Origin of the sequence: Gemmatimonas aurantiaca T-27 (genome assembly GCF_000010305.1) — a bacterium.
GTDB lineage: Bacteria > Gemmatimonadota > Gemmatimonadetes > Gemmatimonadales > Gemmatimonadaceae > Gemmatimonas > Gemmatimonas aurantiaca.
Genome location: NC_012489.1, coordinates 398178 through 413073, shown reverse-complemented (window position 1 = coordinate 413073; position 14896 = coordinate 398178). Strand labels below are relative to the sequence as shown.

Here is a 14896-nt window from a genome sequence, read left to right as displayed (position 1 = left end):
ACTCAGTCGGCGTGCGCCTGGGCCGCTTCGAGGGCGGCAAGTTCGGACGTGGCCAGCACCTTGTCGATATCGAGCAGCAGCTTCACACGGCCGCCGGCCTTACCGATGCCGAGCAGGAATTCCGTGCGGATGCCAGCGCCAAAGGTCGGCGCGTCTTCGATGTCACTCTCGGCAATCGCCACCACTTCGCTCACCCGGTCGACCACGATGCCGGTCTGCACGCCCTTCATCTGCACCACGATGATGCAGCTCTCTCCCGCATTCTCCACATCCATGCCGAACTTGCTGCGCAGATCGGTGATGGGGATGACCTTGCCGCGGAGATTGATGACTCCCCGCACAAATTCCGGCATGCGGGGCACCCGGGTGATCGGCTGCATGCCGATGATTTCACTGACCTTCAGGATCTCGAGGCCGTATTCTTCGCCGGCGAGAAAGAACGTCAGGTATTTGCCGGCACGCGACAGCGTGGCGGTGGCATTGTCGGACTGCGAGAGCGGCGTGCTCATGGCGAACTCGATTGAGATTGAGAGCCAGGGCACGCATGGCCCTGGAACTGAGAGTATCGGCGCTCCGGCGGCGGAGCTTCACTACGGATTTGCGGATGCGATATTGGGGGCCAGCGGCATGATACCCGCCGCCAAGCGCCCCAGCACCGCCTTAGGCTGCGGTCCGGCGATGCGCGCTGTCATCGTCGGTCTGCACGAGCGACAGCGTTTCATTGACGTCGAGAATGAGCCCGACACGACCATCGCCGAGAATGGCGCCGCCGCTGACCCCCGGCACCTTGCCGAGCCCCTCGCCGAGTGTTTTGGCGACCACCTGCTGCTGACCGAGCAGATCGTCGACGAGCAGCGCCGTGCGACGATTGCCATCGCCGACGATCATCAACAGACCGTCCAGCGGTGACTGCACGGCGTCATCGACGCCGAAGAGTCGGTGCAAGCGCACGATCGGCATCAGTTCACCGCGCAACAGCACCACTTCGCCCTTGCCGGCCACTGTCGACAGCATCGACGGCTCGGGGCGGAAGCTCATGTGGATGTGGGTGAGCGGCACGATGAAACGTTCCTGGCCCACACGCACCAGCATGCCGTCGGTGACGGCCAGCGTGAGCGGAAGACGAATGGCGAAGGTGGTGCCATGTCCGGGCGCCGACGTGATGTCGATGCGGCCCCGGATGACTTCCAGATTGCGGCGCACGACGTCCATGCCGACGCCACGTCCGGAGATGTCCGTCACCTTTTCGGCCGTCGAGAAGCCGGGCGCGAAGATGAGGTTGAAGACATCACTGTCGCTCATGCCCTTGTCGGTCTCGATGAGCTTCTTCTCGAGCCCCTTCTTCACGATCTTCTCCCGGTGCAATCCGCGACCGTCGTCGATCAACTCCACGACGACGTTGCCCGACGCGTGGTACGCGCGCAGACGCACGATCCCCATCGGCGCCTTGCCGTTGGCCTGACGCTCCTGCGGGGGCTCGACACCGTGATCGACGGCATTGCGCACCATGTGCACGAGCGGATCACTGAGGCGATCCACCATGTTGCGATCGATTTCGACGTCATCGCCTTCGGTGATGAACTGCACGGTCTTGCCGGCCTTGGCGGCGGTATCACGCACGACACGCGCGAGCTTCTGGAAGGTCGGGCGCAGCGGCACCATGCGCATGGACATCGACAGGTCCTGCAACTCACGCACGATCTTTCCGGCGTGTGTCACCTTGCGCTGCAGTTCATGCTGCGTGGTGCTGTCGATCGTGTCGTCGCCGGCGATGATGGTCTGCGCGATGACCAGTTCACCGACCATGTCGATGAGTCGGTCGAGGCGATCGGTGCGCACACGGATCGTGGCATCGCCACTCGACTCGGTGCGCGCCTTGGCATTGGCTTGTTGTCCCGCGGCGGCCGGTGCATCGGCTTCGCCGTCACGCGCCACCGGGAAGATGTCCTCACTCGCCGCGACCGCCAGCGTCACACCATTGCCATCGCGTGCCGGATCGTACCCGGCCACCGCATCCTTCAATTCATCATAGCCGGCGGGCAACAGGCACCGACCATCGCTGGCCAGCGCTTTCTCGACCGCCGCCAACAGATCCTTCAGCATATCGACCGACCGCAGCGACAGATCGGCGCAACCACGCGTGTACGAGATTTCCTTGTCGCGCACGCGGCTCAGCAACGACTCCGCTTCGTGGGCGAACTCGGCGACACGCGTGAGCCCCAGGAATGCCGACGTACCCTTCACCGTGTGAAATGCACGGAACACCGTGTTGACGGCTTCTTCGTCGGTGGGATTTTCTTCCAGTTGCAGCAGCGCGGACTCTGAGTTGGTCACGCATTCACCACTCTCGGCGATGAAATCGGAGAGCAGATCGCGGTCCACATCATCGGCCAATCGTTCTTCAGCCGCCGTGCGCTTGGCAGCAACCGGGGCAGCCGCTGGAGCCGCAATCGGCGCAGCAGCCGCCACGGCAACCGGCGCGGCCACTGGTGCGGGTACTGGTGCGGGTACTGAGACCGGCTCCGGCGTCGGGGACACCGCCGCGACCGGCGTTGCCGTTTCCTGCACCGAAGACTTGGCACCTGAAGCGATCGCGATGCCCACCGCACCACCAACCGTGCTGGCCATGGCCTGAGCCACAGGCGCGGGCGAACCACCTTCCTTTTCGACCACCTTCATGGCCTCTTCGATCGCCTGGCCCACTTCGGTGAATGCGGCCTGAGCGTCGGCGGCAGAACCATTGACCACACTGCCGAGAACACGTGCAGCACGGGCGACGAACGGTTGCGCCCGGAGCGGCACCCGGTTCTCGAAGGCGAGATCGGTGAGCGCATCACGAAGCACGGCCAGGTCGGCCAGGTCAGTCGCCTCGAGCTGCATCAGCAGCGTGGCGGCATCATCGAGATTCAGTGGAGACACGGTAGGACCGTAGAAGGACTCATTGATTTTTTGCGAGCACCGGTCATGGCACTCGCGACCTCATCGAGTATCGGTCGGGACCGTCCGCAGGTTTACCGCTTTGTGCGGATCTTGTTCGTGGACGCGGAACGTATCGACCGCGGGTGGCGGGCGGTGCGCCAACACACACGGCCCGCTCCCTCAGCGAGGAAACGGGCCGTGAAAGACCATCGCGCAACCGGGGGGATTACGCGGCTGGCGCCTTGACGCTGGTGAACAACTCGTCGGCAAGCGCCTGACGGCCTTCGGCGTTTTTCGTCGTCGCATTCGGATCGTAGGTCTTCTCGTCGGGCGCACTGCCCGCGCGGAACACCTGCGTGTCTTCGACGTTGTGATCGAATAGACGGGCAACCTCGAGCAGGCGCTCTTCCATATCGACCAGCACCGACGAGGCGTGTGCCAACTGCTGCGACGTGATGTCCTGGAACTGCAGCGCGCCCATCATGAGAAACAGCTCATCGCGCAGTGTGGCCCGGATGCCCGCCGCCTTCTCGCGGTCCGGTGCGGCATCCGAATCGATCGTATCGAGTTCGTCCACCATCTGCGTGGCGCGGTCACAAGCATCCATGATATTGATCGCCGCATCTTCGGTCGCGGTGGTCACTTCACGGATCTTTTCGTGCGTGGTCTGGAGTCGCTCCAGAGCGGTTGTCTGCAGGGCGGCGCGGCTCTCGCGGAGTCGCGCGAGCACATTGAGAATCTGCGCGTTCGCCTGCTCGAGAATGTTCGGCAAGTCGGCGAGGGAGATCGTGGGTACAACGGGACTGACGTCACGCACGTCGTGAAGTCCAGTCAGCTCCTGATCAACGAGGCGGAGCGCAGCCTCGGATTCATACAACACTTCATGTGCACGAGCACTGGTCATTGGTCAATCCTCAGGCTGCGGCAGCCGGCAGAAGCGCGTCGATCTTCTCCTTCAGCACCTGGGGCGTGAACGGCTTGACGATGTAGTTGTTGACACCCGCTTCCATCGCCGTGAGGATGTCTTCCTTCACGGAGCGTGCCGTCACCATCAGCACCGGCACGTGCCGGCCATCATCGCGCGACCGCAGCACCTTCGTGAACTCGGTACCGGTCATGTTCGGCATGTTCCAATCGGTGATGATGAACTTGATGGAACTGTCGAACTTCGCCAGCGCTTCCTGCCCGTCGCCGGCTTCGACGGTATCGTTGAACCCGATCCGCTGGAGCGAATTGATGACGATGCGACGCATCGTCGCAGAATCGTCGACCACAAGAAACTTCATGTCACCAATCTCCTGACCAGACCGGAATGAGAGGCGCGACGACTACAGCTCGCCACGCGTGAGAATGCGTCGGGCGACCTGATCCACCACATCGAGGGTGTTGTAGGCGCCGGACAGAACTTTTTGCCGAAGTTCAGCCACCCGTTCCGGGTCGATCGCTTCACGCTGTTCTGCGTTCAGGCGGCGACCGGCGTCCGAGATCTGGACCGAATCCGACTTGACCGGCCGAGTGGCCGGAGACTGCGTGACTTCCTGCGCCGGACGCGGAACGGCCGTGGGATTGGCCGGCGTCGTACGAAGGGTGTCGATGTAGCTGTTGATCTTCATATAAGGATCCTCCTCCTCACTAGGAGACTATCGGCAGCCCGGGCCAGTAACTTTACTGGTCCAGATATTCCAAATTACGGAACGCGACGTCCCTGTCGCTTCGAAGAAGCTCCATCCCCCGGTCCTGCCTGGTCCTTGTCGGCCGGGCGGGTCGGAAAACGGATATCGAGTGTTGGCGGTGGCGCTTCCGGCACCACCTGGTCGTGCTGGTACTTCGTATTGGCGCCGGTGGCCCAGGGGCGATGTTCGCCCCGCGTCACCAGCGCCGCAGCCTGCAATCGCAACTGCTCGACCTCATCGAAGGCCAGCAGCATTTCCTGTTCGGCCGCCGCATCCAGTTCGTCCAGCTTCTCCTGGAGAAGCTGTCCAAAACGCTCCGGGGCAGCCGACATGATCAGCGCACCCGGTCGACCAATCGCGTGGTCGACGCCGCTGCGTAGCCGACATTGGCATGCGCGGCACGCTGGACGGCATCGAGTTCGGCGCGAATTTCTTCGACGCGAGTGGCGACCCGTGCGGCCAGATCCAGCGTGACACGCTGCGTGGTGCTGACCGCCGCGCAGACCTCGGCGACCAGCGCGTCCGCTTCATCCACCACACGTTCGGTGGCGGCAAAGAGCGCGCTGTCAGCCGTGGGCCGTTCGTGCCGCAGGATGGCCAACTGTTCGGCCAGATCCTGCATGATCTCGTCCCGCTGCTCGAGCAACGCCAACAGTCGGTGCTGTTCGGCCGACGAGACGCGCGATGCTTCGCGCGCCAACGCATCCGCGTCGGCACACAGCGAGAGCGCTTCGCGCGCCGCCGTTGCGCGGCGGTCGGCGCGGCTTCCGGAACCGGAGGCCGCAGTCGCACGGGGAGACATGAACGGAATCAGGCGGTTCATGCGGTCTTCAGACGCTGCGCCGCCAGTTGACGCTCCGCGCCCACAAATCCGTCACGCAGTTGTGTGGCGATGTTGACGAGCTGGCGCATGACCTTGAGATCACCGCGCATCCCGACATCCACCAACTCGACCAACATGACCTGATACATACCGGCCAGCTCCACACCGAGCGGCCCGCCCTTTTCGACATCGAGGGTCGTGAGCAACTCGGTCACCAGGCCGCGGGCCCGGCGCAGCGCCACGACCCGGAGCTCGACGTCCTTGCGTTCGATCGCGATGCGGGCGCGTTCCAGATTGACGACCAACTGCTCGAAGACGATGCAGAGCAACTTTTCCGGCGAGGCGGCATGGATTTCCATCTCGCGATAGTTGGACTGCAGTGTGGTGTATGACATGCGGCGCAGACGGGAAGCGGTGATCTGATCGTGGCGAGGCGTCAGCCTCTACACGTAGGAGTATCGGTCAGTTACTGCTTCCCTGAAGTCCCTGCACTGAAGCCAGCAAAGATCCACTCTGCTGCTGCAGCCGGGACAGGGCTTCTTCCATGCGCGTGTACTGCTGGATCAACTGCATGCGTCGATCTTCCAGCCGCTTCTTCTGCTCGGCTTCGCGATTCTGCAGCGTGTTGACGTTCTCGAGAATGCTGTTGAGCGACGTGCTGATCGGCCCTTCGCCGAAACGTGTGGCATTGTCGGTGGCCACCACAAAGGCCCCGCCAATACCCGACATGCCGAACAGGGTCTCGATTTCCGCTGGCTTGTCGGCAAACGCCTTCTTGAAATCCGCTTCGTTGAACGTGAGCTTGCCGGCCCGATCGAGCATCAGTCCCACGTTCACACTGCGGCCGTAGGTCGCATTGGTACCCGATACGTCGGCCCGCAGGGCCTCGGTGAAGGTGTTCACCACGCGACGCAGGTTGCCGTCGCCGTAGAGCGGCGCATCCGTGGCACGCTGCTCATCGTAGAAGCTGCGGATCTCGTTGTAGGCATCCACGAGCTTCTTGGTCGCGTCGACCGCGCCTTTTTCATCGCGCTCCACCGCCAGATCGATCGTCGTGCCGGGTTCGGCTGTCTGCAACGTGATGGCGACGCCGTTCACCACATCCGAGAAGGTGTTGCTCGAACGCGTGAACTCCTGTCCGTCGACGCGCACGATGGCATCGCGACCCTGTTGCAGCTCGCGGCTGCGTCCGGCGACGGCGGTGCTGGTGGCGCCAAGTGAACCGGTGGTGCCGTTGGCGTGCGTCACGCTCATCGAGAACGACATGCGCGAGGCGCCGCCAGTATCGTCGGTGAGGCGAATACGCCCGTCGGGCCCAAGTTCGGCCGACGCCGTGCGGCTGCCGGAGCCAAAACCCGAGCTGGCATCGTTGATCCGGTCGAGCAACGACTGCATGGTGTCGCCCGGCTCGATGACGATACCGTACGACACCGCGGTGCCATCACCACGGGTGCCGCGGATATTGATGGCATCGCCGACGACGAGATTGGCCGAAGCTCCATCGACCTTGAGTGAGGTCAATGCGGTGGACGCCGAGACCGGGGCATCGCTGCCATCGGTGAACGCGGCACTCTGCACCGTCTGACGCACCGCGCCAGAGGTACCCGTGGCCATCCCCAGCGCATCGATCACGGCCTGCGAGTTCGGATCACCACCGACGGCGGACACATTGCCGTCCGTCACCAGGCGATAGCGCGTTTCGTCGCCGTACTGTTCCGATTCCACGGACGCCGAACCACCTGCCGCATTGATCTTGGCGGCAATCGAGGAGATCGATTCCGTTGCCAGATCCGCAGTGATGGTGACGTGGCCGACACGAATGGACGCCGGCTGCGGATACACCGCCAGCCCCATGGCGGCAGCGGCCGCCACCGTGGAAGAGGAAATGGGCTTCGAGCGTGAGTCGAGGAAACCCAACTCACGCCCGAGACCTTCTGCCCCATCGCCGATATCGAGCTTGGTGGCACCCGATGCATTGTTCGTGAGCACCAGGCGACCCGCCGTACCGCCTTCCGATACGATAGTGGCCGTGACGCCGGCATTCGCACCGTTGACCTTGTCGCGAATGGCGGTCAGTGAATCGGCCGCATCGACAGAGATCGTGGCGCCATTGACGGTGAATGAACCCGACAGATTGCGCGCCGCCGTGGTGTCGGCGACCGAACCGCCGGCCAGCTTGGCGGTATCTGCTGTCTGCAACACTTCCACGCGATAGCGACCAGCGGTCGCTGCTGACGTGGCGGACGCAGTGAGCAGGCTCCGCCCACTCGAAGCGCTCGTGGGAACCGTGGCCTGGAAGCCACCGAAACCGGCACGACGCACCGCGAGTGCGGCACTGTTCATGTTGTTCACCAACCCCTGCAACTTCGTCCAAGCTTCCTTCTGCTTGTTGCGAAGTGTGATGCGGTCGGTGATGGGTGTGACCTGACGGGCTTCCAGGGCTTTGATCGTCGTGTCGACGATGTCGTTCCACTGAACGCCGCTACTCAAGCCACCAAAATTCAACGGGGTAGTCATGGGCGCCTCGATACGTCTGCCTAAGGCCATACCCCGGGGCCGGCTGTTACGCCGACCCCGGGGTCATATCACGCTGTGGGTCCTTCGGTATTAGCGGAGGATGTTCAGAACTGACTGCGAGCCCTGATTCGCCTGCGAGAGCATCGCCTGCGCCGCCTGCGTGAGGATGTTGTTCTTCGTGAAGTTGGCCATTTCTTCCGCCATGTCGACGTCGCGAATGGTGGATTCGGCGGCCTTGACGTTCACGATGGCCGACTTGAGGTTCTGCACCGTGTAGTCGAGACGGTTCTGACCAGCACCGATGTTGGCCAGTACGTCGTTGATCGACTGCAGGTTCGTGTCCGCGCCCGTCGACGACGTGGGAGCCGAGCCCGGAGCCGTGTACGCGGCGTTGACCGCGAACGTGGCGCCATCTTCGTCAACCGCGAAGCTGTGCGACGCAAACACTGCCGTACCCTGGAACTTGGCCGCGCTGACGATACGACCGATTTCCGTGTTCAGCGTGCTCACTTCTGTGGTCAGCGTCGACGACACCGACGCGTTCTGACCCGAAGCAGACTGCACCAGCAGTTCCTTCTGACGCTCGATGATACGCTCGATGGTCGACGCTGCACCTTCGGCGATCTGCAGGAGCGCATTGCCCTGCTCGGCGTTGTTCGACGCAGCCTGGAGACCACGGTGCTGCGCGCGGAGCTTGTTCGCAATCGCAAGACCTGCCGCGTCGTCAGCCGCACGGCTGATACGCAGACCCGAGCTCAGCTTACGCATGCTGGACTCGGTGGCCATGTTGTTGACGAACGCGTTACGCGAAGCGGTCAGGGCGCCGACGTTGGTGTTGATACGCATGAGACTATCCTCCTTGATAATGAAGCTGAGGCATCCGTGCCTCGTCCGGACTCGACTATCGAATCGCGGTCAGTTCTCAGTGTCGTCACAGCGGAAACGAACTTGAGCGACATTGAAAACTTGACGGCGCAAATGGCCCGAAATGTCACGCCGCTGACATGCTGTTCGTGGGCCGCCGGATGTGCCGTTTCGCAGGGGGCCGTCGTCATTTCATCAATGGCCCTTCACCACCACCGCGCATGACCGAGACCGCACATCGCGGCGACGATCGCCCCCTGGCGACGCCACACACGCCCCCGCTGACCGAGCAACTCGTTGCACAACTCGCGGCGGGGGAAGCCGCGTTGGCAAGCGGTCGGTATCGTGAGGCGGCCACACTGCTCGAGCCGGTGGCTGCGGCATTGCCGGACCAGGTACCGGTGGCCCGCATGGTGGCGACCGCCTGGCAGCTAGCCGGTCAGCGGAGTCGGGCGCGAGCCGCCCTGGCGACATTGGACGCCCAGAATCTCGAACGTCTCTCTCCCAACGACGCCCATGCCCTGGGCGCGCAACTACTCGATGTGGGCGCACCGGATGCGGCCCTGCACTGCTTCGACCTGGTGGCCCGCACGCTGCCGAATCATCCGTCCGTGCTCGGAGCCCAGGCGGGCGCACACCGCGCGATGGGGAATCTCGACCAGGCCTGGCGCCTGGCCCAGCGGGCGACCAGCGCCGACAAGCACAACCCGGCCCTGTGGCTGACCGCGGCCCAGGTGCGTCACAGCCAGGGGCAGCTCGAAGATTCCCTCAAGCTGCTCAAGAAGGCCGAAACGCTCCGCCCAGCCCACAGTCCCACCCGGATGCAGCGGGCGTTGACTCGGCTTTTGGGTGGCGCGACCGCGCATGGCTGGAGCGACTTCGAACACCGCGGACTGCCAGCGATTCCCGCCGGCAGCAAGGCGTGGCGTGGTGAGCCGCTGGCTGGCTCATCTATAGTAGTGGTGTTCGAACAGGGGATAGGCGACCTCTTCCATTTCGTGCGCTATGTGCCGCTGCTGACCGAACGCGGCGCGGCACGGGTCATTGTGGAGGCGCCGGAATCGGCTGTCTCACTCTTGCAGGCCTCTGGGCTGGATGCGGTGCCGGTGGGTCAGGCCCCGACCACCGACTACGCGGTGCCGGTGCTGTCGCTGCCCCTGCTGCTCGGTGCCGATCGAGAGACCGGGAGTGACCGGGTGCCCTATCTGCGCACCGACATGGAGTTGACGCCTCGCGTGGCATCCGCGCGCCGACGGTTGGGGCTGGTACTGCGGGGGAACCCGAACTTCCTGGCCACCAACCTGCGCGATATCGGGAACGAGTGGGTGTCAGCGATCGAGGGGATCCGCGATGTCGATTGGGTGTGGATGCAGTTGGGAGAGGAAACACCATCAGAATCATTTGAAGCACCAGCACTGAGCGTAAATTGGCTTGAAACTGCCTCTTTGCTGTCTTCAATCGATGGCATCGTGACCGTTGATACCGGCCTGGCGCATCTCGCCGGTGCACTGGGCTTGCCCACCTGGGTCCTGCTCCCGTATTCACCCGACTGGCGCTGGGGTCTGCGCTCCAATCGTACCCCCTGGTACCCAACGGCCACCCTGATCCGACAGCCGTCCCCCGGGGACTGGGGCGGCGCGATCGCGGCCTTGGGCGCTGCCTTGAGCAGCCCTCCGAACATTTCTCCCTCCAACACCTTGGCCTGAGTCGTCACACCACCGGCAATTCCTGCCGCGACTGACCATGCCTTGCCGCCCTCGGGGAAGCAGTACACGAGGGCGTGATTTTCAAGTTGTTTTAATGCAATGACTTACAGATGGCACAGTTAATGCTTTTCAGCGGCTGCCGGCCTCTCGGCCCATGACTTCTTTTACGTGCCGCCATGTCACTGTTCGCTACGGATTCATCGCTCATCGAACCGGTGGTTGCATCCTGGACGGACCAGCCGTCCGAACAACCCGCTGACGCCCTGGCCGCTCTGCTGCCGCAACTGGTCGCGGATGCGCTTCAGCGCGGCCATGTGCGCAGTGCCGCCATGACGTTCGAGCAAGCAGCATCCCTGCTGCCATTTGACCATCCGGCCATGCAGCACGCGCGCCGGTTGCTCGACCAGTGCGCCAGTGCCGACGCCGCAGTGCAGCAGCGGCAGATCGCGGGCGAATTGGTGGTCATCCCGAGTCTGACCGAATACGCGCCGGGCGCACCACGATTCCAGTTCGGCGTGACCGAGGCGGAACTCGGACACCCCACCGTGCTCGCCTTCCTGCGGGCCGAACAGGACACCGGCGCCCAGGCGGAACTCCGCAACTTCCTCGAGCAGGCACTGCTCGGTGATGACAACTACATCGATCTCGACCCCGGAGCAGGTGCCGGTGTGCTGTCGGCATGCACGATGTCGTCGGGGCGTATGGTAGCGGTCACCGCCGACCCCGTGCTGCAGCAGCTCATCGCCCGCAATGCACAACAGTTCGGCCGCGATGAAGGCGTGACGCCATCCGACCAACAGGTGCCGCTGGTGCAGATCGTCAGCGATATCGCCGAAGCCACGGACCTGATCACCCCGGCACGCACCATCGTGCACCTAGGCAGCCTGCCGGCTTCGTCGGTCGTCTCAGCGGGCAGTGGGTGGCGCGATCATGCCATCGCCTTTGCCTGGGATGCAGCCGACGCTTCAGTCGCCTTCTATGTCCAGCAGGAACTCGAGCAGTTGGGCGCGTCGTCGTTTGTCATGGTGGAAGAAGACGGAGAGATGACTCTGAGCCCGTTCCCCATCGGATGCGGCGCAACCACCGCGTTTGCGCTCACCGAACGATTCATCGACACCTTGAGCGGAGCATAACGTGAGTGGGACATCCTCTCCTGCCGTAGCCGACCAGGTGCTGGCCTTCCGCGCACAGCCCGTGTTGGGAGCCCTGATCGATCTGGTGCCCTACGGCCCCGAGCATCACGACACCGTCATCGGATTCCGCAACACCGAACGGGCCTCGTACTTCCTGCATCAACCGGAGCCACTCACGGTGGAGAAGCAGTCGAAGTGGTTTGCGGGCTATCAGGATCGGCGAGACGATATCCAGTGGGCGATCACACGCAAGGACGGCGTCGTGGTGGGCGCCACGGCACTCTATGGTATTGCGGAGGACCGCTCACGCGCGGAAAAGGGTCGTCTCGTGATCGACGACACCCGCGCACGCGAGGCGCCCTACACACTGGAAGCCGAGCTGTTGTTGCTCGGTGTCGCGTTTGACTCGCTGGGTATCGCGCGCATCGAGACCTGTGTGCGGGACGACAACGGTGTCATGCAGAGCATCAATGCCCGACTCGGGTTCGTGCGCTCCGGCCAGCACGACATCCGGGGGGTGGAGTACTTCGACTACGTGCTCACGCCTGACCGCTACCAGCCCGCCCCGTTGCAGGCCACCGTGGACGCCTGGGCCCGTCGCCGGTCGCGCGCGGCATAGGCACGACACGGGCACGACACGGGCACGACACAGGCCCGCCCCAACACACGCTCGCTCGACTTCATCATCTTCGTCCTCTCATCATGTCCATCGTGACTTCCCCAGCACAGACCGACGCACTCACCCGACTGCGCGACGCCTTCACCGCGGCGCTCGAACTGGCGCCGGGTGTCGACCATGAGACGCTGGCCTATCGCGAAACACCGACGTGGGATTCGGTGGCTCACATGCAGCTCATCGTGGCCATCGAAGGAGCATTCGATGTGATGCTCGAAACGGAAGAAGTGCTCGCCCTCAGCAGCTTCCCCGAAGCGCGCACCATTCTCGGCAAACACGGCATCACGTTCTGATGTCGTCACCGGTGGTGTGTGTGACCGGGGCAACCCGCGGTATCGGGGCCGCCACCGCGGAACAGTTTGTCCGCGATGGCGCCACCGTCTTCGTGGCCGGGCGAGAGCGCGCCGCCTGCGAGCGTGTCGCAGAACGGCTGACCGCGCTCGGCCCGGGAACGGCCGTACCACTGCTGCTCGACGTGAGCGAGGCAACGTCCATTGCCGACGCGTTTCGTACGATCTTCTCGCACAGCAAGCGTCTCGATGTGCTGGTGAACAATGCCGGCGTCATGCCGAGCGGCCTGCTGGGCACCCTCGATCGTGCGGCCATCGACGCGGCCTTTGCGGTGAACACCACGGGTGCCATCCTGTGTCTGCAAAGCGCCATGCGTCTGATGCAGCGCGCACGGCATGGCGCCATCATCAATGTGTCGTCCGTGCTCGCTTCCCACGGCGTGGCGGGCCGCACCGCCTATGCCGCGTCAAAAGCCGCGCTGGAAGCCGCGACGCGCACAGCCGCCGCCGAGTGTGCCTCGTGGGGTATTCGCGTGAACGCCGTCGCACCGGGGTGGATCGACACGGATCTGGTTGCGGAATACTCAACATCGGAGCAGGACGCCATTCGCGCCCGCGTACCGATGGGACGTGTGGGCCGACCGGAAGAAGTCGCGCGCGCCATCACCTTCCTGGCCAGCGATGCCTCCTCCTATATCACCGGTGTCGTACTGCCGGTCGATGGCGGGTACGTGCCATGATGTTGCTCGACGCCGGAGCACCTGACGCGATCGCACTGATCGACGCGACGAGTGGCGAGACTGTGCGCTACCAGGATCTGCGAGAGCGTGTGGATACCGCGCGCGCGGCTTGGTTGCGGGACCTCGCACCAGAGTGCGTCGACAGACACCTGCGCGCTCCCGCCTTGGTGTTCCTGCAGGTACGCAACGACATCGCATCCATCGTGGCGCTGCTGTCGCTGCGCGCCGCCGGGTTTGGCGTGGTGCTGGTGGACGGATCACTCGACACGCAGGTGCGCGATGGACTCATCGCAACCTATCGGCCGGTGTGTGTGGTGACATCGGACGCGCAATCGGTGTCCGATCCGCAGCCGATCGCCACTGTGAACGGGCTCTTTCGTTCCCCCGTGGCCGATCAGTACGGCCTCGCCACTGTGCATGACACGTTTGCGTTTGGCCTGGCTACGTCGGGTTCGACAGGGAGCCCAAAACTGGTGCGCCTGACCGAACAGGCCGTGGTGGCCAACGCACGCAGCATTGCCGAGGCATTGTCCATCGACGCGTCGGATCGGGCGATTACGTGCCTGCCGTTGCACTACGCATACGGGCTTTCGCTGCTCACCAGTCACCTGGCCACCGGCGCATCTGTGGTGGTGACAGACAAGGGTTTCATGGATGGTGCCTTCTGGAGCGCGGTGAAACAACACAACGTCACCGCACTGGCTGGTGTGCCGTACATGTACGAAATGCTCGAACGACTGGGAGCAGCGCGTGCAGTCCCGTCATCCGTGCGGGTCATGACACAGGCAGGCGGACGACTACGCGATGAATCGGTGGAGCGCCTGCACGCCTTCATGCAGCTTCGGGGCGGACGCTTTCATGTGATGTACGGCCAGACCGAAGCGACGGCCCGCATCACCGTGATGCCGCACGACTGGCTGCCCGCCCGCGTCGGCAGTGCGGGACGTGTCATTCCCGGTGGCACCATCGAGATTCGTCAGCTCGTCGATGGTGCGGCCGCTGGTCCGCTGCTCGCCCATGACGAGGACGGTGAAGTGTGGTACCGCGGTCCCAATGTCATGCTGGGGTATGCCACCACACGTGAGGAGCTGGCACTGGGTGACGAACTGGGTGGATCGCTGCGCACGGGAGACATTGGCCACCTCGATGCCGATGGATGTCTTACGATCACCGGTCGTGTGAAGCGTATCGGCAAACTGTTTGGTGTGCGTATCGATCTCGATGCCATCGAACGGCAACTGTCCGTGGCGTTCCCGGCAGCGGTGATCGAAACGGACAATCAACTGGTGGTCTTCACGGTGATGCCTGCCGCAACGCCTGACGATCCGGCACTGCGTTCTCTGGTACAGCAGCTCTCGTCACAGTTGCGGGTCCAGCAGCGCAACATCGTCGTGAAGCCGATCGAGGCGCTGCCACGCACTTCGTCAGGCAAGGTGGACTACCCCGCACTCCGGCGGGCACTATGATCGCAGAACCTGTACTCGTTGAACCCGTGCTCGCCGAATCGGTGATCGCCGAATCGGTGATCGCGGCTTCGGATCATGCGACGGCACTT

Annotated in this window: 16 protein-coding genes; 6 read left to right on the top strand and 10 right to left on the bottom strand. The window is 63.6% G+C overall.

Translation table 11 applies throughout. The annotated features are described in order from the left end of the window. Positions 1-2: 2 nt before the first annotated feature. The 10 genes from GAU_RS01850 to GAU_RS01805 form a co-directional block, all read right to left on the bottom strand. Positions 3-509 carry a chemotaxis protein CheW gene (locus tag GAU_RS01850; protein ID WP_041265161.1) on the bottom strand — a complete coding sequence of 169 codons (507 nt, stop codon included), beginning with the start codon at positions 507-509 and terminating at the stop codon, positions 3-5. Between the two features lie 151 nt (positions 510-660). Further along, positions 661-2919, bottom strand: coding sequence for a chemotaxis protein CheA (locus GAU_RS01845; RefSeq protein ID WP_052574184.1), 2259 nt, complete (start codon positions 2917-2919; stop codon positions 661-663). A 226-nt stretch (positions 2920-3145) separates the two neighbouring features. Beyond that, positions 3146-3823 carry a hypothetical protein gene (locus GAU_RS01840; RefSeq protein ID WP_012681849.1) on the bottom strand — a complete coding sequence of 226 codons (678 nt, stop codon included), beginning with the start codon at positions 3821-3823 and terminating at the stop codon, positions 3146-3148. A 10-nt stretch (positions 3824-3833) separates the two neighbouring features. After that, positions 3834-4205, bottom strand: a complete 372-nt coding sequence (locus tag GAU_RS01835; protein ID WP_012681848.1) for a response regulator — start codon at positions 4203-4205, stop codon at positions 3834-3836. Positions 4206-4247: 42 nt separating this feature from the next. Further along, on the bottom strand, positions 4248-4532 hold the full coding sequence (locus GAU_RS01830; protein WP_012681847.1) for a flagellar biosynthesis anti-sigma factor FlgM: 285 nt from the start codon (positions 4530-4532) through the stop codon (positions 4248-4250). 74 nt (positions 4533-4606) lie between these two features. Next, positions 4607-4924 carry a hypothetical protein gene (locus GAU_RS01825; protein ID WP_012681846.1) on the bottom strand — a complete coding sequence of 106 codons (318 nt, stop codon included), beginning with the start codon at positions 4922-4924 and terminating at the stop codon, positions 4607-4609. Positions 4925-4926: 2 nt separating this feature from the next. Continuing rightward, positions 4927-5415, bottom strand: a complete 489-nt coding sequence (locus tag GAU_RS01820; protein ID WP_012681845.1) for a hypothetical protein — start codon at positions 5413-5415, stop codon at positions 4927-4929. Then, positions 5412-5810: a flagellar export chaperone FliS gene (fliS, locus tag GAU_RS01815; protein ID WP_012681844.1), complete on the bottom strand. Its 399-nt coding sequence runs from the start codon at positions 5808-5810 to the stop codon at positions 5412-5414. Before fliS ends, GAU_RS01820 begins: the two co-directional genes overlap by 4 nt. Positions 5811-5877: 67 nt before the next feature. Beyond that, the gene (gene fliD, locus GAU_RS01810) at positions 5878-7932 is read right to left on the bottom strand and encodes a flagellar filament capping protein FliD (protein WP_012681843.1); all 2055 of its coding nucleotides are present in this window, start codon (positions 7930-7932) and stop codon (positions 5878-5880) included. A gap of 90 nt (positions 7933-8022) precedes the next feature. Continuing rightward, positions 8023-8778, bottom strand: coding sequence for a flagellin (locus tag GAU_RS01805; protein ID WP_012681842.1), 756 nt, complete (start codon positions 8776-8778; stop codon positions 8023-8025). Positions 8779-9017: 239 nt separating this feature from the next. Here GAU_RS01805 and GAU_RS01800 point away from each other — a divergent pair, with 239 nt between their 5' ends. From GAU_RS01800 to GAU_RS01775, 6 genes are all read left to right on the top strand, one after another. Next, on the top strand, positions 9018-10502 hold the full coding sequence (locus GAU_RS01800; protein WP_012681841.1) for a tetratricopeptide repeat protein: 1485 nt from the start codon (positions 9018-9020) through the stop codon (positions 10500-10502). A gap of 176 nt (positions 10503-10678) precedes the next feature. Next, entirely contained in the window at positions 10679-11635 is a 957-nt protein-coding gene (locus GAU_RS01795) for a hypothetical protein (RefSeq protein ID WP_012681840.1), read from the top strand. A 1-nt stretch (position 11636) separates the two neighbouring features. Continuing rightward, complete coding sequence (locus GAU_RS01790; RefSeq protein WP_012681839.1) at positions 11637-12254, top strand: GNAT family N-acetyltransferase; 618 nt, start codon at positions 11637-11639, stop codon at positions 12252-12254. Between the two features lie 83 nt (positions 12255-12337). Beyond that, the gene (locus GAU_RS01785) at positions 12338-12604 is read left to right on the top strand and encodes an acyl carrier protein (RefSeq protein WP_012681838.1); all 267 of its coding nucleotides are present in this window, start codon (positions 12338-12340) and stop codon (positions 12602-12604) included. Then, positions 12604-13341, top strand: coding sequence for an SDR family NAD(P)-dependent oxidoreductase (locus GAU_RS01780; protein ID WP_012681837.1), 738 nt, complete (start codon positions 12604-12606; stop codon positions 13339-13341). Before GAU_RS01785 ends, GAU_RS01780 begins: the two co-directional genes overlap by 1 nt. Next, positions 13338-14807 (top strand): AMP-binding protein, encoded by a 1470-nt coding sequence (locus tag GAU_RS01775; RefSeq protein ID WP_012681836.1) that lies wholly within the window; start codon positions 13338-13340, stop codon positions 14805-14807. The genes GAU_RS01780 and GAU_RS01775 overlap by 4 nt, the downstream gene beginning before the upstream one ends. Positions 14808-14896: the final 89 nt, after the last annotated feature.